The sequence below is a fragment of the Bacillus sp. T17B1 genome (assembly GCF_026796395.1).
Classification (GTDB): Bacteria; Bacillota; Bacilli; order Bacillales; family Bacillaceae; genus Bacillus; species Bacillus spizizenii_A.
Genome location: NZ_JALAYA010000022.1, coordinates 1 through 17777, shown reverse-complemented (window position 1 = coordinate 17777; position 17777 = coordinate 1). Strand labels below are relative to the sequence as shown.

Sequence of the window (17777 nt, the reverse complement as noted above, 5' to 3'; positions counted from 1 at the left end):
AAAAAGGGTTAGAACATCTGACTGTGTTCAGCGAATCACTCTTCCGCCGGCGGCTTTCATCAGCCTATTCATAATGGCGAGACCGACGCCCGTGTCTGGAAAGGATTCCGCAATAATAAAATCCACCTTATTCTCGTCAAAGCTGCGTAAAGCATCGTACAGCGCTGCCGCAACAGTCTCAAGCTGAGCCCGTCTGCCGCAGCTCTTCACATAATCAGCGGAATAAACACCCGCGTTTTCTTCTGTCGTCAGGACACCGACCCGTCTTCCGCCCTGTTGATATTCTTGGATGAGATGCTGAATGCGCTCTGGGCCGCCTTCACAAATAGCAAGCGGCGCTGTCGGCGCATAATGTGTATATTTCATTCCTGGAGAAATCGGCTTCTCATTTTGATCACTGAGTCCTTTATCCACAAGGATCGGTCCGATCTCCGCTTCAATTTGTTCTTTTGTAATGCCGCCTGGGCGCAGGAGAACAGGGATGTCGCCCGTACATGATAGTACGGTTGATTCGACCCCAATTCCGGTAGGACCTCCGTCCATAATTCCAGCTATTCGGCCATCCAAGTCGTGAGCCACATGCTCCGCCTTTGTTGGACTTGGCTTGCCTGATAGATTGGCGCTAGGTGCCGCAATCGGCAAACCCGACTCTCGAATCAATGCTAGGGCAAGCGGATGATCCGGCATCCTAATGGCAACCGTTTCAAGCCCAGCCGTTACACGAGGTGAGAGCGCACCAGGTTTGCAAGGCAGAATGAGCGTAAGTGCTCCGGGCCAAAACCGTTTCATTAATGTTTTCGCCTTTTCCGGCGCCGGACCCGTTAAACCGTCAAGCTGACTGATGTCCGCAATGTGGACAATCAGGGGATTATCGCTCGGCCTCCCCTTTGCCTCATATATTTTTTTGACAGCATCTGTGTTTTTCGCGTTTGCGCCGAGACCGTATACCGTTTCTGTCGGGAACGCAACGACCTCATTTTCTCGGAGCAAAGCAGCTGCTTGTGCAATTTGTGGATCATTTGTGGATAACTCGTCAGTTACATCCACAAACCATCTTTTCGTTTTCATTTCTGACCAAACTCCTTATTCACAACAATAAAACGATTGTTTTACGCGTGTAATTCTTTTGAAAGTATAAAAGATGTCCTGTAATAAAACAAGCGTTATCCACAAATTGTGGACAACGCTAATGAAGAAGTGGATAAGTATGTGTATAAATCACGAACATCCAGACGCTTTTTTCATCAAGACCGCCCCTTCGGTTTGCCGCAATTCACAGAAGTGATCAGAAGAAAACAGCTCTTCAGGTACGCTTTCAGCTTGTTCAAATCCCAGCGCCGCCAGGAAGTCAGCAGAAGAATGCTGATTCGCAATTAAATATACTGTTTTGATTTGGTGCTTTTCGCACAGCAGCTCCATGCTTTGAAAGAGCGTCACAATATGGCCTTGGTGAAGCTTGTCCGATATGACAAGTGATCGGAGCAGTCCTTGATCACAGCTTATTTTTTCAATTCCGAGACATCCGGCAATGTTTTTCTCGCTGTCCTCCAGCATAAGAAACTGCGTGAAGCCTTCTTTCACGCCTTCATGATTGGTTTTCGCCTGTTTTAAAAATTTCTCGAGCACGTCTCCGTCTTTTTCCCTTGCCACCCGCAGTTGATAAAACATCCGTTCACCCCATTTTTGCATTCTTTCTTCCAATCTATGAGGCAAATCTATTTTTAGACCAGGTGATTAGGAAAAAAGGCCGGAAATCCATTCGACTAAGAAGAATTTCACTTCTGTGCCGCCTTCCTTCTCTTCTTTCTCTTCTTTCTCTTCTTTCTCTTCTTTCTCTGCTTTTTTGGCTTTTTCCGCTTTAGCGGTTACGTCCTCAAGCACTTTCTCAGTCTGCTTTTTTGAGGCTTCTTTATCTTCCTGTTCTTTGACGGCTTCCCCGTTCGAAAAATCGAGAAAGCAGAGCGGCGGGAACAGCACACACCACCAGTTGGCGCCGTCGCCGTTTCCAAGCGTAATCAGAATCGCTTCATACTCACCAGCCGGATAAACCATGTTGCCGTAAAGCTTTGTCGGAAATGAGATTTTGTCAAAATCAACGGATATCGATTGGTTCGCTCCTTCTTTCTCCATTGTTTCCTTTGCAATTGCTTTGATTTCAGGGAGCTTTGAGCGAATCACACGCCGTGCTTCTTCAATAGAAGTAATATCTTTTACCCAAGTTGTGATTTCTTTATTCACTGCGTCTCTTATATGACGCTTTAATTGCTGATCTTTGTCACTGTCGCTATTTGCTAATATTCTCAGGCGAATCGCCTGATCCGGTATGACTACTGGCTGATTTTCTGATTGCTGTGCCGTCTCTTCTTTTGCCAGCCCTACAAGCGCTCCGGATAATAAAAGAAAGATATATATACATATGATTATTGTTTTTTTCATCGGTCCCCACCGTTCCTCTCCGTGCTTTGTTTCTATCCCTATTATGGACAAGGAGAGCCTAAGGTAAACGTACAGGGTGAAAAAAATCTAGCAAGCTGTTAATCTAATTTATGGTACGATAGTGTTTTAGGAGGTTTAAGATGAAATATAATTATACAGTGCTGTTATCAGCATTCACGATGTCGGTTCTTTATTCGATTATCTATATTCATTCATTTATCATTGCCGCTGTCATCACGATGGCATTTTATTTTCTGTTTCCTTATTTGATATTCGCGCTGCCGCTCCAATTCATGATGAATAAAAAACCGAAACGGTTCAGCCCTTTGTATTTGCTGTATTACCTTGTCGCGGCTTTTATTGCCAACGCGATCATTTTCGGCGTGCTGCAGCCTTCGGGACAATCTCTGTTTCAAAATACAGCCTTCTATCTTTTCGCTGTATTAACAGCTCTTGTTTATTGGATATGGGATTCTGTTTTACTGCAAAAAAAGGAAGCCGAATGAGGCTTCCTTTTTTCATTAAAACAAAACCGTCAGCAAATAACATAGAATAGAAGGTATCGCCGCAACAAAGAAAGCAGCCGCCATTTTCAAGCGGGCTGTACGGCCTTCTTTGGTTTCTGAATGGTAGTTTGCCCGCTGATCGCTTCCGCTTACAGCCAAACCCGATGTGATGATCGCAAGCCCAACCAAAACAAGAGACACAACGCCAAACGTCGTTTCATATGAAAGAGCCTGCGAAAAAATGGTGCCAACCATGCTTTCAATCGCAATGAGCAAAATTCCTGCTGCCAGGGCTTTTTTCATCTTTTACATCCCCTTTGCTGGTGTTAACACAGCTTGATTCATCAACTCGCCAGCAAGCTGCTTATATATCTTTATGAATCACGGCGCATATGGTTCTGTCTTTTCCGTTAATATCTTTCAGCACTTCCACTTCCGAGCCCTTAAACGTCTTGAGAATCAGCTCTTTCACCGCTGCGCCCTGTTTCCATCCGATTTCAAAAACGACAAATACTTTATCTTTCATGACAAGCGGGATGTCTTCCATCAACCGCTTATAGAATTTAAGCCCGTCTCCGCCGTCGGTAAGAGCGTGCAGCGGCTCATGAAAACGGACAATCTCTGATAGATCAGCCATTTCTCCTTCTGAAATATAAGGAGGATTCGAGACGACAATATCCACTTTTTTGCCTTGCTTAATTAAAGGCTCAAGCAGATCGCCCTGATAAAAGCGCACATCTGCGCCGAGCGTATCCGCATTGGCAGAGGCGACTTGCAGCGCCTCTTTCGAGATATCGACAGCCGACACAGAAAAGTTTTTGTTTTCAAGCGCAAGCGTGACGGCTATCGCGCCGCTCCCTGTACCAACGTCAATGACTTCGAGCCTGCTGTCTTCAGAAAAGACATGCCGATATTTTTCAAGCAGATGATAGACAACCTCTTCTGTTTCCGGCCTCGGGATTAACACATCATCATTCACCATAAATTCCCGTCCGTAAAAAAACTCTCTTCCGATAATGTATTGAACCGGCACGCCCTCTTTATGCATCTCAACGTGACGCTTAAAGCGATACAGTTCGTCTTCGCCAATCGGTTCCTGTAAGCTGGCGAGCAGCTTGCTTCTGTCCATTCCAGTATCATAAAGCAAAAGCAGCTCGGCCGCATTTTCTTCTCTTCCCGCTTTGGTTAAATAAGAAGAAGCCCATTTCAGGGCTTCAAATATCGTCTTCATCTTAACCTTCCGCTTGCTGAAGCTTGCTTGCCTGATCTTCAACGATCAGCGCTTCAATCACTTCGTCTAGTTTTCCTTCAAGAATCTGATCAAGCTTTTGAATCGTCAAGCCGATTCTGTGATCCGTCACACGGTTTTGCGGGAAGTTGTATGTGCGGATACGTTCAGAACGGTCACCTGATCCGACTGCTGATTTCCGTGTTTGATCATATTCAGCCTGAGCTTCCTGCTGGAATTTATCGTAGATTCTGGCACGGAGAACCTTCATTGCTTTTTCTTTGTTCTTGATTTGAGATTTTTCATCCTGGCATGATACAACTACACCTGTCGGCAAATGCGTCAGACGAACGGCAGACATTGTTGTGTTAACGCTTTGTCCGCCCGGTCCGCTTGATGCAAACGTATCAACACGGATATCCTTCTCATGAATGTCGACCTCTACCTCTTCTGCCTCAGGAAGACATGCTACTGTTGCAGTAGAGGTATGGATACGGCCGCCTGATTCTGTTTCGGGAACACGCTGTACGCGATGGGCGCCGTTTTCATATTTGAGTTTAGAATATGCGCCGCTTCCCGTAATCATAAAGATGATCTCTTTGTAGCCGCCCGTTCCGGTTACACTCGCTTCCATGACCTCTGTTTTCCAGCCTTGCAGCTCGGCATAACGGGAATACATTCTATACAGGTTACCCGCGAATAAAGCGGCTTCCTCGCCTCCCGCAGCTCCACGGATCTCCATGATAACGTTTTTGTCGTCATTAGGATCTTTCGGAATCAGGAGCACTTTCAAGCGTTCTGACAGTGTTTCCGTTTCCTTCTGAAGTTCAGAAATCTCTTCCTTCACCATGTCGCGCATCTCAGCATCCAGCTTCTCTTCAAGCATCGCTTTTGCATCAGCCAGCTGTTCTGACGCATCTCTGTATTGTCTATATACGTCAACTGTTTCTTGTATATCAGATTGCTCTTTTGAATATTCTCTAAGCTTTTTCGGATCGTTGACTACTTCTGGATCGCTTAAAAGCTCATTTAATTTTTCGTATCGTTCTTCGATTGACTTTAAACGGTCTAACACGGTCTTCACCTCTGTTTTCCTGTGCGTAACATTCTCATTATAGTATAGTGATTAACCCCAGTCAAAAGCATTTCAATCCCAGCTGGAAAAGCCTTCTCTGCTATACTGGGAATCAAGGAGGGATGATGTTGCTGAAATCCATACATCATATTGCAATCATATGTTCAGATGTTGAAAAGTCGAAAGCTTTCTACGTACATAAGCTTGGTTTTCAGGTGATTCAAGAAACGTATCGCGAAGACCGCGGTTCCTATAAGCTGGATTTGTCGCTTAACGGCTCGTATGTCATTGAGCTGTTCTCTTTTCCTGATCCGCCCGCACGCCAAACACGGCCTGAAGCTGCAGGCCTGCGCCACCTCGCCTTCTCAGTCGGCAACTTGGATGAGGCCGTTCAAGAGCTTCATGAAAAAGGGATCGAAACAGAGCCAATCAGAACAGATCCGCTGACCGGCAAAAGGTTCACCTTCTTTTTTGATCCTGACCAGCTTCCTTTAGAGCTGTATGAACAATAACAGTTTTTGAAGAAAAAAAGGAGATACCCACTTTCTTTGCCGAATCTTTTCTTGTTTTGTCTAACAGGAAGGGAACCGCATTCTATGGTCGAATACCTAGCTAAAAAGGAGGTATGGGATCATGAATACAAATATGGTAGCAAGTGAACTCGGCGTCTCCGCGAAAACGGTGCAGCGATGGGTGAAGCAGCTGAATCTTCCGGCCGAACGCAATGAGCTCGGGCACTATTCGTTCACTACAGAAGATGTGAAGGTTCTAAAATCAGTTCAAAAACAAATCTCTGAAGGCACGGCAATTCAGGATATTCATGTGCCGCAAAGCACGAAGAAGCGCACAGGCTTCATTGTTCAAAAAACAAATGGCGACACAGAACAGCGAATTGAACAGCTCGAACAGAAGCTGGACACGCTATTACAGCAAAGGCAGGACGAAAATGAACTGCTGATAAGGATTTCGGAACTGGAACGCCAGCTGAAACAAAAAGCCGATGAGGGTGTATCTTATCAGCTGCTTCAGCACCGCAGAGAAATTGATGACATCCTTGCAGACCTGCAATCACTGACCTCACAAATGAAAGAATTCACCGCTCAGCCGATCCCCGAGACTGCTGCTGCTTCTGAAAAAACCAAAACAAGAAAAAAACCGCTGCTGTCACTGTTCAAATTTCAAACCTAAGCAAAAAAGCTCCCCATAAAGGGAGCTTTTTTAATTATGCAGTAAGCGCGATAATGATCGGAAGTGAAATCAATGACAGAATCGCACTGATCACAAACGCAGAAGCTGTTTCTTCCTCTTGTTTCTCGAAACGAGTCGCAATCATGGCCGCAACAGCAGACCCAGGGAATGCAACAAGTAGGATCGCTTTTGTCATTTGGTCAGCTGGTAGTCCGACTGCAAGAGCAATCAGGAACATTAACGCAGGCTGAACCGCAACTTTGAGTAACGCAATACCAAATGCCGGTACGCTGAGTTTGATACTGCGGATACCAACAGTAACACCGACAGCAAAGAGAGCAACACCAGATGTTGTGCTTCCAAGCTGATCGAGCATTTTAACACCCAGCTCAGGAAGAGTGACACCGCAAAGCACTAAGATCATACTGATTAACGGAGCAGCTGCAAGCGGCTCAGAAAGACCGTGCAGGATTGATTTTCCTGTCATCTTCCAGAAGCTGTCGCCGCCCTCTTCATTTTTCTTAGAAGACTCACCGACAGTAGCAATAATAATCGCAAGCGGATCAAGAATCGCATTAACAACGATACCTGTAACCGCGATCGGAATCGCAACCTCTTGCGCACCAAACAAGCTTCCCAGTACAGGAATACCCATAAATGCGAATGTCGGCTGTGCAGAGTTCAAAGAAAATACGGATGAGTTCGTTAAATCATATTTAAACACAAATCTGCAAAGCAATAAAATAACGATATAGAAACCAACAATCCCAATAGTTAAAGAAACCATTAATGGAATTTGAGATAAAAATTCACTTCTGGAAGTTGTCAAAATACCAGCGATAAAGTGAGCTGGAAGTGCGTATTTCGTTACTAACGTACTTACCCCTTTTGCCGACTTGGCATCGTAACTTCCAAAATGTCCTGCAAACCAACCCAGCACGATAACAAAGAAAATCGGTGCCAGGAGGATTAAGATATCTAAGATGCTCAAAATATTCTCCTCCAAATCCTATGTCCGTATACTGTAGCTTTACAAAAAGCTTTCCCTCGGACGAAAAAATTTACTCGCTAATTATTTCGCGATGACTTTTTTGTATTCCGGTGTCCACATTGCATCAAGAACCGCTTGTTTCACATCTTCTGGCTGACGATTTGCTACGCCGTCTTTAATAGCAGCTTCAGCAACAGCAATCGCAACTTGAATAGAAACTTCTTGAAGCTTGTCAATGCTTGGAAGCAAACCTGCTCCAGGTGTTTCAAGATCAACCATTTCAGCAATCGCATCAGCAGTAGCAGCAAACATAGCAGGCGTAATGATACGCGCTTCAGCTACAATTGAACCAAGTCCAAGACCAGGGAACGCGAATGCGTTGTTAGATTGTCCGATTTCATAAGAAACACCGTTGTATTCTACATTTTCAAATGGGCTTCCTGTTGCAATAAGCACTTTTCCGTCAGTCCATTTGAACAGATCTTCAGGAACTGCTTCGGCAAGATGAGTCGGGTTAGACATCGGCATGATAACCGGACGGTCTACGTGAGAAGCCATCTCTTTCACAATTTCCTCTGTGAACGCACCTGAAACCCCTGAAGTACCAATCAAGATAGTTGGTTTCGCTTGGCGAACCACTTCATCGAATGGAATTTGGCCTTTTTCATCGCGTTTCCAGTCTTTTACTTCATCTGTACTGCGAAGATATGGTTTTTGGAAATCAAGGATGCCTTCGATTTCTTCAGTCAGCAAGCCTCTGTAATCAATTGTGTAGAAGCGTTTGTTAGCTTCTTCTTCAGATAATCCAGCAAGCACCATTGTGTCACGGATTTGATCGGCAATACCGATACCAGCAGAACCAGCACCGAAGACAACAACACGCTGATCTTTAATAGAAGCACCAGTTTTCTTCATAGCGGCAAGCACACCAGCGAGTGTGATCGCGCCTGTACCTTGGATATCATCATTAAATGTAAGAATTTCATGGTTGTATTTTTTCATGATATTGCGTGCATTTTTGTTACCAAGGTCTTCCCAGTGAAGAAGTGCTTTAGGGAAGAATTTCAAAGCTGCTTTTACATAAGCGTCAATGAAAGCTTCATAGCGTTCGCCTTGAACACGTTCATGCTTGTTACCAATATATAAAGGATCGTTCAGAAGTTTTTCGTTGTTTGTACCGACATCAAGTACGACCGGGATAACACGGCTAGGGTCAATACCAGCTGCTGCAGTGTAAACCGCCAATTTACCGATTGCGATGTTAATACCGCCTACACCCCAGTCACCGATACCGAGAATACTTTCAGAGTCAGTGGCAACGATAAGATCAATATCGCCTGCTGTCGCATGAAGGTTTTCAAAAGCTTTTTCAATACCGTCAATATTGTCGATTGACAAGTAGACACCTTGAGGTCTTCTATATTCATGGCTGTATTCCTGAATCGCTTCACCAACTGTTGGTGTGTAAACAACAGGAAGCATTTCGCGAAGATGATTTTTCAGCAATTTATAGAAAAGAACTTCGTTACGGTTTGCAAGATCACTTAAGTAAACATTTTGACGAAGGCGGTCAGGCTGCGCTTGAAATTGCTCGTATGCGCGTTGTGCTTGTTGATCAAGAGAAAGTACAGTCGGCGGCAGAAGTCCTTCTAAGCCAAGCTCTTGTCTTTCTTCTATTGAAAAAGCAACACCTTTATTCAAAGTAGGAATAGATAAAACTTCTTTTCCTCTAAGAGTTGTTTCTAAGTGGCCTTCTTTCGTTTTTTTTATGTTATTCAAGCAAATCTCCTTCTTTCTTGAAATAGTTAACCAAGTTAAGTAATAACCCATCTAAAAAATACCGATCATGATCTTTATGCGACTTTGTGACAATTATTCGAACAATGTCTCAAAACTATTTACATTACGTAAGCTATTGTATGCCTGTCCAAATCAAAATTCAAGGGAAGAAAATTAGTTAATTTTTTAATACACTTAATTAAATTTTTTAATTGTATATTATCAGAATATAGAAAAAACACCGGTGTTTTTCGCCGGTGTTTTCTATCTTTAGACCCATGTTTTGGACTATTTTTTAGATTTTCCAAGGACTTCGTGGTGATGTCTGCATCTTGCTTCATACGATTCGGATGCGCCCACCAAAATGACCGGATCATCGTAAGAAGCAGGTTTACCGTCAATCAGACGCTGTGTTCTGCTGGCCGGTGATCCGCAGACAGAACAGACGGCTTGCAGCTTTGTCACACTTTCTGCAATCGCCATAATACTCGGGACGACGCCAAACGGCTCTCCCCTAAAATCCATATCAAGGCCCGCCGCAATCACACGGTAGCCTTTATCGGCAAGAGATGATAAAACCTCAACAATTTCCTCATCAAAAAACTGCACTTCATCAACCGCAATCACATCCGTACTCTCACTGATGTGATCCCAAATGTCCGCAGCAGAAGAAATGGAATAGCTTGTCATTGATGTTCCATTATGGGAGACAACAGCATCTTCGCTGTATCGATTATCAATCACAGGTTTAAATACCCTGACTTCCTGCTTGGCGTAAGTCGCTCTCTTCACTCTTCTGATCAGCTCTTCAGATTTCCCCGAGAACATGCTGCCGCAAATCAGCTCAAGCCACCCGCTTTGTTTCATTATGTACATAGGCCTCGCTCTCCTCTCTGCCAGCTGTGTGTTTTAGACAATATAAAAAACAGGCAAGATTGCTCCTTGCCTGTTGAAAAATCTATTATTACTTAAGACCGTATTTTTTGTTAAAGCGATCAACACGACCATCAGCAGAAGCGAATTTTTGACGGCCAGTGTAGAATGGGTGGCATTCAGAGCAAATCTCAACGCGTACCTCTTCTTTTACTGAGCCTGTTTCAAATTCATTTCCGCAAGCGCATTTAACTGTTGCTTTTTTGAAATTAGGATGAATTCCTGCTTTCATTGTATCCATCTCCTTCCGCCCTGAATCCCGTGTGGAAACAGAGTTATTATTTCGGAGCATTGTCCGAAACGCATATGAGAAAATTATATCAGTGATTTACTTCTTTTGCAAATACAATTTATCGTCTAGCAGATGATAGATTTGCCTGTTTCCATTCTTGATTGAGAATATCGAAAAATTCCTGGTTTGTTTTGGTTTTTTTCATTTTTCTCATAAATTTTTCTGCGAAATCAGGTGAATCAGACATCGTTTTGCGGATAGACCATAAACGATCAAGGTGCTCTTTAGGCACAAGCAGCTCTTCCTTGCGCGTTCCCGAACGGCGGATATCGATGGCCGGGAAGATGCGGCGCTCTGCCAGAGAACGGTCAAGGTGAAGCTCCATGTTGCCTGTTCCCTTGAATTCTTCATAAATGACATCATCCATACGTGACCCTGTATCAACAAGAGCCGTAGCAAGGATAGTTAAGCTGCCGCCCTCTTCGATATTTCTCGCAGCCCCGAAGAAGCGTTTTGGACGGTGGAACGCTGCAGGGTCAATCCCCCCGGAAAGGGTTCTTCCGCTCGGCGGAATCACTAAGTTGTAGGCGCGGGCAAGGCGTGTGATGCTGTCCATCAGGATGATGACATCTTTTTTGTGTTCCACGAGACGCATCGCGCGCTCAAGCACAAGCTCGGCCACTTTAATATGGTTTTCCGGCACTTCATCAAACGTTGAGCTGACGACATCCCCAGCTACAGAGCGCTCGATATCGGTCACTTCCTCTGGTCTTTCGTCGATTAAAAGCACGATTAGCTCTGCTTCAGGCTGGTTTGCTGTAATGCTGTTGGCAATTTCCTTCAGCAACATCGTTTTTCCGGCTTTTGGAGGTGCAACAATCAAACCGCGCTGTCCAAATCCAACCGGTGCCATCATGTCCATTATTCTTGTAGACAAGAAGTTCGGCTTTGTTTCAAGCACCATTTGACGGTCTGGATAAAGAGGTGTAAGAGCCGGGAAATGCACACGCTCTTTTGCTGATTCGGGATCATCCCCATTTACTGCTTCAACGTGCAAAAGTCCATAGTAACGCTCATTTTCTTTTGGCGGACGAACCTTGCCTGATACTTTGTCTCCGTTCCGCAAATCGAAACGGCGGATTTGTGAAGCTGAGATGTAAATGTCCTCTGAGCTTGGAGAGTAGTTGATTGGTCTCAGGAAACCGAAACCTTCGGACTGGATGATCTCAAGAACACCTTCCATAAACAGCAGATCTTCCTGTTCTGCATTTGCTTTCAGAATGGCGAAAATGAGTTCTTTTTTTGTCAGTTTGCTGTAATAGGAGATTTTATAATGTCTTGCAAGTTCATAAAGTTCTTTCAATTTCATATTTTCCAAAGAAGAAATAGATACGTCTTTCATAAAAACACCACGCTTTTCATAGTCAATATCTTACTTGCACATGTAATCTGCTGCTTTTGCACAACATCCGCCAAAGCACATTCTTTTTTAACATAAAGGAACTTCTATCGGTAACACTTCCACCCATGATCGGCGCTTTTGTTAAAAGGATTGTCTTAATGAGTTTTGAAGGAAGCGAGGACAAATACATGAGAAGATCAATACTTATATCGTCTGTATGCGGTAGAAATTGAAACTTTCCTAGTGCTTAAAAGAAGGAATTACGCAGTAAAAATCGCAGCACTCTTTATTTTTACCTTATTTCAAAAGATTATTCAACTGAAATAAGGTTTTGACACGGAATTGATAGAGTTGACGCTTTTCTGCAAAAGAAAAGCGGGCTCACACCCGCATTTTCTATGCTATGGACGGATTACAAGATTTGGTTTCTTTTTCAGGCTATGTCTGCCGTCAACGAAACGGACAGTGCCTGATTTTGCACGAATAACTAAGCTGTCAGTTGTGCCGACAGAGCCTTTGAATTGAACGCCTTTTAATAGCTCACCGTCCGTTACCCCGGTAGCTGCAAAAATTGCGTCATCACCCTTCACAAGGTCTTCCATTCGTAGGACTTTGCTTACATCAAGCCCCATATTATGGCAGCGTGTGATTTCTTCATCGCTTTGCGGAAGGAGTTTACCGATAATTTCTCCGCCCAGCGCTTTTAACGCAACAGCAGAAAGCACACCTTCAGGGGCTCCTCCAGATCCGAACAGGATGTCAACACCCGTGTGGTCGAAAGCCGTGTTGATGGCGCCTGCGACATCGCCATCATTGATCAATTTGATTCTGGCGCCGGCCTCACGAAGTTCAGAAATAATGTTTGCGTGTCTTTCACGGTTTAAGATTGTGGCAACAACGTCCTCAACGTCCTTGTTTTTCGCTTTTGCCACCGCTTTAAGATTATCAATGACAGGTGCTTCAATATCAATGCAGCCCACCGCTTCCGGACCGACTGCGATTTTTTGCATATACATGTCAGGAGCATTCAGAAGCGTGCCGTGATCTGCTACCGCAATAACCGTCAGCGCGTTCCAGCCGCCGCTTGCTAGGATGTTTGTGCCTTCAAGAGGGTCAACTGCGACATCGACGCGCGGGCCGTACCCGTTTCCGAGTTTTTCCCCGATATACAGCATCGGCGCTTCGTCCATTTCGCCTTCACCGATCACAACGGTCCCTTTCATCGGAACTGTATCAAAAACGTCTCTCATTGCGCTCGTTGCCGCTTCATCAGCCTCATCTTTTTTTCCCCGGCCCATCCATCTAGCAGATGCCAATGCCGCAGCTTCGGTCACACGTACCAATTCCATTGATAAACTTCTTTCCATTTCAACACGATCTCCTCTCACAAGAAACCATTATGAATTTTGAAGCTGTTCTATTTCTTCGTCAGTCATTCTTTCACGCCAGATTGTCGCTCCAAGCCCCTCAAGCTTCTTTTCAAGACTGCTGTATCCGCGGTCAATATGCTCCAGACCTGTAATTTCCGTGACACCGTCAGCCATCAGTCCGGCTACCACCAGGCAGGCTCCAGCACGCAGATCGCTCGCCTTCACTTTTGCGCCTTGAAGCTCGACAGGACCAGTGATGATGGCAGATCTGCCTTCTACTTTCATATTGGCACCCATCCGTCTCAGCTCATCAATATGCTTAAATCTTGCCGAGTAGATGGTGTCTGTTACGACGCTTGTCCCTTTTGCTCTTGTCAGGAGCGCCGTCATCGGCTGCTGCAAATCAGTCGGAAAGCCCGGGTAAACAAGGGTTTTGACATCAACCGGCTTTAAGTGCTTCTGCCCGCCGACAATGAGAAGCTGGTCGTCGCTTGTTTCGATATGATAGCCCATTTCTCTCAGCTTTGCCGTTAACGATTCAAGATGAGTGGGAATCACATTATCGATAATAACTTCCTTGCCCATTGCAGCTCCCGCAATCATAAATGTCCCGGCCTCAATTCTATCCGGTATGATTGTATGCTTGCAGCCGTGCAGTTCCTTCACACCGTCAATTCGGATCACATTGGTTCCCGCACCTTTGATTTTGGCTCCCATGCTGGTAAGCAGTGTCGCGACATCAATGATCTCAGGCTCCTTGGCAGCGTTTTCGATGATCGTTTTTCCTTCTGCCAAAACAGCGGCAAGCATAATGTTAATGGTTGCCCCTACGCTTACGACATCTAAATAAATACGTGCGCCCCTCAGCCTTTCAGCACGCAAATAAATAGCACCTTGTTCATTGGTCACTTCTGCCCCTAACGCTTCAAAGCCTTTGATATGCTGATCAATCGGACGGGGCCCTAAATGGCAGCCGCCGGGCAATCCGATGACGGCCTGCTTAAAGCGGCCGAGCATTGCCCCCATTAAATAATACGACGCGCGAAGCTTTTTTACTTTCCCGTTAGGTAGCGGCATGCTGATCATCGACGTGGGGTCAACAACCATTTCCCCATTCTCAAAATGCACGTTGCCGCCGATTTCCTTTAACAGGTCACGCAGCGTTTCAATATCTGAAATCTCTGGAAGCCCTTCAATTGTCACCTCGGAATTTGCCAAAATGGTTGCAGGTATTAATGCAACAGCACTATTTTTAGCGCCGCTGATATGTACTGTACCGTTTAACGAGTCACCGCCGGCAATATTCAACTTTTCCATGATAGTCTCCTTCCATAAGAAGATAGCTGCGGAGCTAGATAAAATGTCATTTTATTCTGTCTCTGCAAATAAAGCTCATGTCCAAAATCTAGCCAATTCGAAGAGAAAGAATACAACACATTGTAAAATATCAAGAAGAAAATAGCGAAGCTTTGCGGGGGACAGGTTTCGATAGTTGCACAGAGACCCGCCGGCTCGAGAGACATCATCGTCATCCGGCAAAAGCAGTACGCAAACCCTTCATTCCGATATCAGCTTCTGCAGCCCAATGATTCCTTCTCTGTAAAGCGGCGTCAACATCTGTAGGTCCGCTGTATCAGACGGTGAAAACAAAGGTTGCGGCAAACAGGCATATAAGCTGTTTGCCGCCCTTTGCGATTATTTATTCCAGTCTGCCAGGAATTGTTCAATTCCTTTGTCTGTTAACGGATGCTTAGTGAGCGCATGAATGACTTTCAGCGGCATTGTGCCGATATGAGCCCCTCTTAGAGCGGCTTCTGTCACGTGCTGCGGATGACGGATTGACGCTGCAATGATTTGCGTGTCAAGACCGTGAATGTCAAAAATCGCTTTGACGTCTGAAATCAGGTCAAGTCCGTTGTGGCCGATGTCATCTAAACGTCCCAGGAATGGAGATACATACGTTGCCCCAGCTCTGGCAGCGAGAAGCGCCTGGTTAGCATTGAAGATCAATGTGACGTTTGTTTTGATGCCTAAGTCAGTAAGTGCTCTTACCGCTTTTAAGCCATCAGACGTCATCGGGATCTTCACCGTGATGTTCGGAGCGATTTTCGCCAGTTCTTTTCCTTCCTCGATCATTTCCTCAGCTTTCAAAGAAATAACCTCTGCGCTTACAGAGCCTTTCACGACGTCTGTGATCTCGCGAAGACGGTCGTGGAATGATACGTTAGCTTCTTTCGCTACTAAACTAGGATTCGTGGTTACACCGGCAAGAATTCCTAGTTCATTCGCTTCTTTAATTTCATCAATATTGGCTGTATCAACAAAGAATAACATTTTCAAAAAGCCTCCCTGATTAAGAAATTTTCTGAACTGCGAATATGATTGCGCTTTCTAAAGATAGACGGAAAACCGCCTGTCAAGCTGTCAGGCGGCTATAAACGTTCCAATTGAATTAAGCTTGGTTTGAAGAACCAAATTCACGCATTTTACCGATAACTGTTTCTTTGATCGCTTCACGAGCTGGTCCAAGATATTTACGTGGATCGTACTCGTCAGGCTTAGCTGCCAATGTTTCGCGAACAGCTTTTGCAGAAGAAATTTGGTTTTCAGTATTCACGTTGATTTTAGCTGTACCAAGTGAAATTGCTTTTTTGATGTCAGCAGTCGGAATTCCAGTACCGCCGTGAAGAACTAGCGGAAGACCAGTTGTGTTTCCGATCTCTTCCATCTCTTTGAAGCCAAGGTTTGGCTCACCTTTGTAAGGGCCGTGAACAGAACCTAGTGCAGGTGCAAGGCAGTCGATGCCAGTGCGCTCAACAAGCTCTTGGCACTCTTTAGGATCAGCGTAGATTACGCCTTCAGCGATAACGTCATCTTCTTGTCCGCCGACTGTTCCAAGCTCAGCTTCTACAGATACTCCGTGGAAATGAGCAAGCTCAACAACTTTAGAAGTTGTAGCTACGTTTTCTTCAAATGGATGGTGAGAAGCGTCGATCATTACAGATGTGAAACCTGCATGAATCGCTTTCGCACAAGATTCAAAGCTTGAACCGTGGTCTAAGTGAATCGCAACAGGAACTGTCACTTTGTACTCTTCCATAAGTGCTTTTACCATAGCAACGACTGTTTTGAAGCCGCCCATGTAGCGTCCCGCACCTTCGGAAACACCAAGGATCACTGGAGATTTTTCTTCTTCAGCTGCTTGTAAAATGGCTTGAGTAAACTCAAGGTTGTTTAAGTTAAATTGTCCTACAGCATAACCTTTTTCTTTAGCTGTATTCAACATTTCCGTCATAGAAACTAAAGGCATGTCGAATGTCCTCCTTATGTAGCCTGATTGTCTTCTAGCGAAAAAAGCTTTCCACCCTAGCATGACCCATCTATTGCTGTCATATGTAAATACCAGATCGCTTTTTCTCCATAACTAGAATACCAACTTTTCGACAAATCGGCAACACAATGACATGATTCATTTGTTTCTTCTTTTTGTCAGTTAGACTTCAGGGGCAGATATTTTTTCACGGCGTCTCTGATTTCATCGATATCAAACGGCTTCGCAAAGTGCGTCAAAGCGCCCAGTTCCTTTGATTCCTGGATCATGTCGAGCTCTCCGTATGCCGTCATGATAATCACACGGATGTTCTCGTCAATGACCTTCATCCGTTTTAAGATTTCGATACCGTCCATGCCAGGAATTTTCATGTCCAGAAGCACAAGGTCGGGCCGTTCTTTTGTCACGATGTCAAGCGCCTGCAGGCCGTTTGCAGCCTGAAACGTCTGGTAGCCTTCTTTATTGAATACTTCGTTAAGCAAAATACGTATACCGTATTGATCATCAACGATTAAAATTTTTTCATTCATCATTTTACACCCCAATGTTATGATTTTCGTCAAAAGTAAGCAGTAGTGTATGTATTCTGTTTGATTTTCCTATTTCCTTTAATTATAATAGTCTACTTTACGACATTTTCTGAGCATTTTCTCTTTTGCTGTATACTGATATTGTACGTTATAAAGGAGGATTCACTTATGTTGAAAATATTTACGACGCAGTTAACAGGTATTTTTTTCCGCATTCAGGATAAGGAATCTGACGCGATTGAAGATGGGGCGCGGCTGCTTGCTCAAGCGGTGATCAGCGGACATTCCATTTATTTATACGGAGCTAATGAGCTTCAGGGCGTCTTTTATGAGGCGACCGAAAGCAGCGAACCCTTCCCATCTGTCAAAGCCTTTCCAGAAAGCGCTGAGGAAGTGACAGAAAGCGACAGAGTGCTGATGTTTTGCTCAGGGACCGGCACAGCCGAAGAGCAGGCGCTCGCGAAAGAGCTTTATGAAAAAGGTACGGGAGTCGTATGCGTATCGCCGGCAGCCAAAGACAGTGCGGGAATTGAACAATATTGCGATGTGCATATTGATTCTAAATTAAAAATGCCGCTCGTTCCCGATGAAGACGGCACCCGTTATGGATTTCCCTCTTTAATGACAGCACTGTATGTCTACCATGCTTTATCGTTTACATTAAAAGAAATTCTGCAAGAGTATGCATAATATCTTATTGTACATGCTGTATCTTGCAGGAAACAAATAAAAAAGACTTGCCCGCTATTGACAAACTGGTCTTACCCCTGTCAAGT

20 protein-coding genes and 1 pseudogene are annotated in these 17777 nt (G+C 44.6%); 4 read left to right on the top strand and 17 right to left on the bottom strand.

The genetic code is table 11. The features are described from left to right. Nucleotides 1-27: 27 nt before the first annotated feature. The 3 genes from MOF34_RS12070 to spoIIR all read right to left on the bottom strand — a co-directional run bounded on the left by MOF34_RS12070 (nucleotide 28) and on the right by spoIIR (nucleotide 2436). The gene (locus MOF34_RS12070; RefSeq protein ID WP_268400296.1) at nucleotides 28-1068 is read right to left on the bottom strand and encodes an L-threonylcarbamoyladenylate synthase; all 1041 of its coding nucleotides are present in this window, start codon (nucleotides 1066-1068) and stop codon (nucleotides 28-30) included. Nucleotides 1069-1218: 150 nt separating this feature from the next. Further along, nucleotides 1219-1668, bottom strand: coding sequence for a GNAT family N-acetyltransferase (locus MOF34_RS12065; protein WP_029317136.1), 450 nt, complete (start codon nucleotides 1666-1668; stop codon nucleotides 1219-1221). 66 nt (nucleotides 1669-1734) lie between these two features. After that, a complete protein-coding gene (gene spoIIR / locus MOF34_RS12060) occupies nucleotides 1735-2436 on the bottom strand; it encodes a stage II sporulation protein R (protein ID WP_268400294.1) in 702 nt (233 codons plus the stop codon). 140 nt (nucleotides 2437-2576) lie between these two features. Here spoIIR and MOF34_RS12055 point away from each other — a divergent pair, with 140 nt between their 5' ends. Continuing rightward, nucleotides 2577-2942 (top strand): UPF0715 family protein, encoded by a 366-nt coding sequence (locus MOF34_RS12055; RefSeq protein ID WP_019716037.1) that lies wholly within the window; start codon nucleotides 2577-2579, stop codon nucleotides 2940-2942. 15 nt (nucleotides 2943-2957) lie between these two features. Here MOF34_RS12055 and MOF34_RS12050 read toward each other — a convergent pair whose 3' ends face one another. The 3 genes from MOF34_RS12050 to prfA all read right to left on the bottom strand — a co-directional run bounded on the left by MOF34_RS12050 (nucleotide 2958) and on the right by prfA (nucleotide 5245). Further along, entirely contained in the window at nucleotides 2958-3245 is a 288-nt protein-coding gene (locus MOF34_RS12050; RefSeq protein ID WP_019716038.1) for a DUF5316 family protein, read from the bottom strand. A 61-nt stretch (nucleotides 3246-3306) separates the two neighbouring features. Then, nucleotides 3307-4173, bottom strand: coding sequence for a peptide chain release factor N(5)-glutamine methyltransferase (gene prmC, locus MOF34_RS12045; protein WP_268400292.1), 867 nt, complete (start codon nucleotides 4171-4173; stop codon nucleotides 3307-3309). A 1-nt stretch (nucleotide 4174) separates the two neighbouring features. Further along, a complete protein-coding gene (gene prfA / locus MOF34_RS12040; protein WP_268400303.1) occupies nucleotides 4175-5245 on the bottom strand; it encodes a peptide chain release factor 1 in 1071 nt (356 codons plus the stop codon). A gap of 125 nt (nucleotides 5246-5370) precedes the next feature. Between prfA and MOF34_RS12035 the strand changes: the two genes are divergently transcribed. Together MOF34_RS12035 and racA are read left to right on the top strand one after the other, a co-directional pair. Further along, on the top strand, nucleotides 5371-5757 hold the full coding sequence (locus tag MOF34_RS12035; protein WP_268400290.1) for a VOC family protein: 387 nt from the start codon (nucleotides 5371-5373) through the stop codon (nucleotides 5755-5757). A 121-nt stretch (nucleotides 5758-5878) separates the two neighbouring features. Further along, nucleotides 5879-6433 (top strand): chromosome-anchoring protein RacA, encoded by a 555-nt coding sequence (gene racA, locus MOF34_RS12030; RefSeq protein WP_268400289.1) that lies wholly within the window; start codon nucleotides 5879-5881, stop codon nucleotides 6431-6433. Nucleotides 6434-6467: 34 nt separating this feature from the next. Here the strand turns inward: racA and MOF34_RS12025 are convergent, their stop codons facing one another. The 11 genes and pseudogenes from MOF34_RS12025 to spo0F all read right to left on the bottom strand — a co-directional run bounded on the left by MOF34_RS12025 (nucleotide 6468) and on the right by spo0F (nucleotide 17004). Then, nucleotides 6468-7424: an AEC family transporter gene (locus MOF34_RS12025; protein ID WP_019716042.1), complete on the bottom strand. Its 957-nt coding sequence runs from the start codon at nucleotides 7422-7424 to the stop codon at nucleotides 6468-6470. A gap of 81 nt (nucleotides 7425-7505) precedes the next feature. After that, entirely contained in the window at nucleotides 7506-9203 is a 1698-nt protein-coding gene (gene malS / locus MOF34_RS12020) for an oxaloacetate-decarboxylating malate dehydrogenase (protein WP_268400288.1), read from the bottom strand. Between the two features lie 288 nt (nucleotides 9204-9491). Then, nucleotides 9492-10079, bottom strand: coding sequence for a thymidine kinase (locus tag MOF34_RS12015; protein ID WP_268400287.1), 588 nt, complete (start codon nucleotides 10077-10079; stop codon nucleotides 9492-9494). A gap of 88 nt (nucleotides 10080-10167) precedes the next feature. After that, a complete protein-coding gene (gene rpmE / locus MOF34_RS12010; protein ID WP_003151132.1) occupies nucleotides 10168-10368 on the bottom strand; it encodes a 50S ribosomal protein L31 in 201 nt (66 codons plus the stop codon). A gap of 118 nt (nucleotides 10369-10486) precedes the next feature. Continuing rightward, nucleotides 10487-11770, bottom strand: a complete 1284-nt coding sequence (rho, locus tag MOF34_RS12005; RefSeq protein ID WP_003221939.1) for a transcription termination factor Rho — start codon at nucleotides 11768-11770, stop codon at nucleotides 10487-10489. Further along, nucleotides 11767-11960: pseudogene (locus tag MOF34_RS12000) on the bottom strand (hypothetical protein). The gene rho and the pseudogene MOF34_RS12000 overlap by 4 nt, the downstream one beginning before the upstream one ends. 211 nt (nucleotides 11961-12171) lie before the next feature. Further along, nucleotides 12172-13137: a class II fructose-bisphosphatase gene (glpX, locus tag MOF34_RS11995; protein ID WP_268400286.1), complete on the bottom strand. Its 966-nt coding sequence runs from the start codon at nucleotides 13135-13137 to the stop codon at nucleotides 12172-12174. Nucleotides 13138-13167: 30 nt separating this feature from the next. Further along, nucleotides 13168-14457, bottom strand: a complete 1290-nt coding sequence (locus tag MOF34_RS11990) for a UDP-N-acetylglucosamine 1-carboxyvinyltransferase (protein WP_014115520.1) — start codon at nucleotides 14455-14457, stop codon at nucleotides 13168-13170. A 378-nt stretch (nucleotides 14458-14835) separates the two neighbouring features. Beyond that, the gene (gene fsa, locus MOF34_RS11985) at nucleotides 14836-15474 is read right to left on the bottom strand and encodes a fructose-6-phosphate aldolase (RefSeq protein ID WP_019716047.1); all 639 of its coding nucleotides are present in this window, start codon (nucleotides 15472-15474) and stop codon (nucleotides 14836-14838) included. A gap of 118 nt (nucleotides 15475-15592) precedes the next feature. After that, a complete protein-coding gene (locus MOF34_RS11980; RefSeq protein ID WP_019716048.1) occupies nucleotides 15593-16450 on the bottom strand; it encodes a class II fructose-bisphosphate aldolase in 858 nt (285 codons plus the stop codon). Nucleotides 16451-16629: 179 nt separating this feature from the next. Next, nucleotides 16630-17004, bottom strand: coding sequence for a sporulation initiation phosphotransferase Spo0F (gene spo0F / locus MOF34_RS11975; protein ID WP_003227621.1), 375 nt, complete (start codon nucleotides 17002-17004; stop codon nucleotides 16630-16632). Between the two features lie 165 nt (nucleotides 17005-17169). Here spo0F and MOF34_RS11970 point away from each other — a divergent pair, with 165 nt between their 5' ends. After that, nucleotides 17170-17691 (top strand): DUF2529 domain-containing protein, encoded by a 522-nt coding sequence (locus MOF34_RS11970; protein ID WP_041906335.1) that lies wholly within the window; start codon nucleotides 17170-17172, stop codon nucleotides 17689-17691. Nucleotides 17692-17777: the final 86 nt, after the last annotated feature.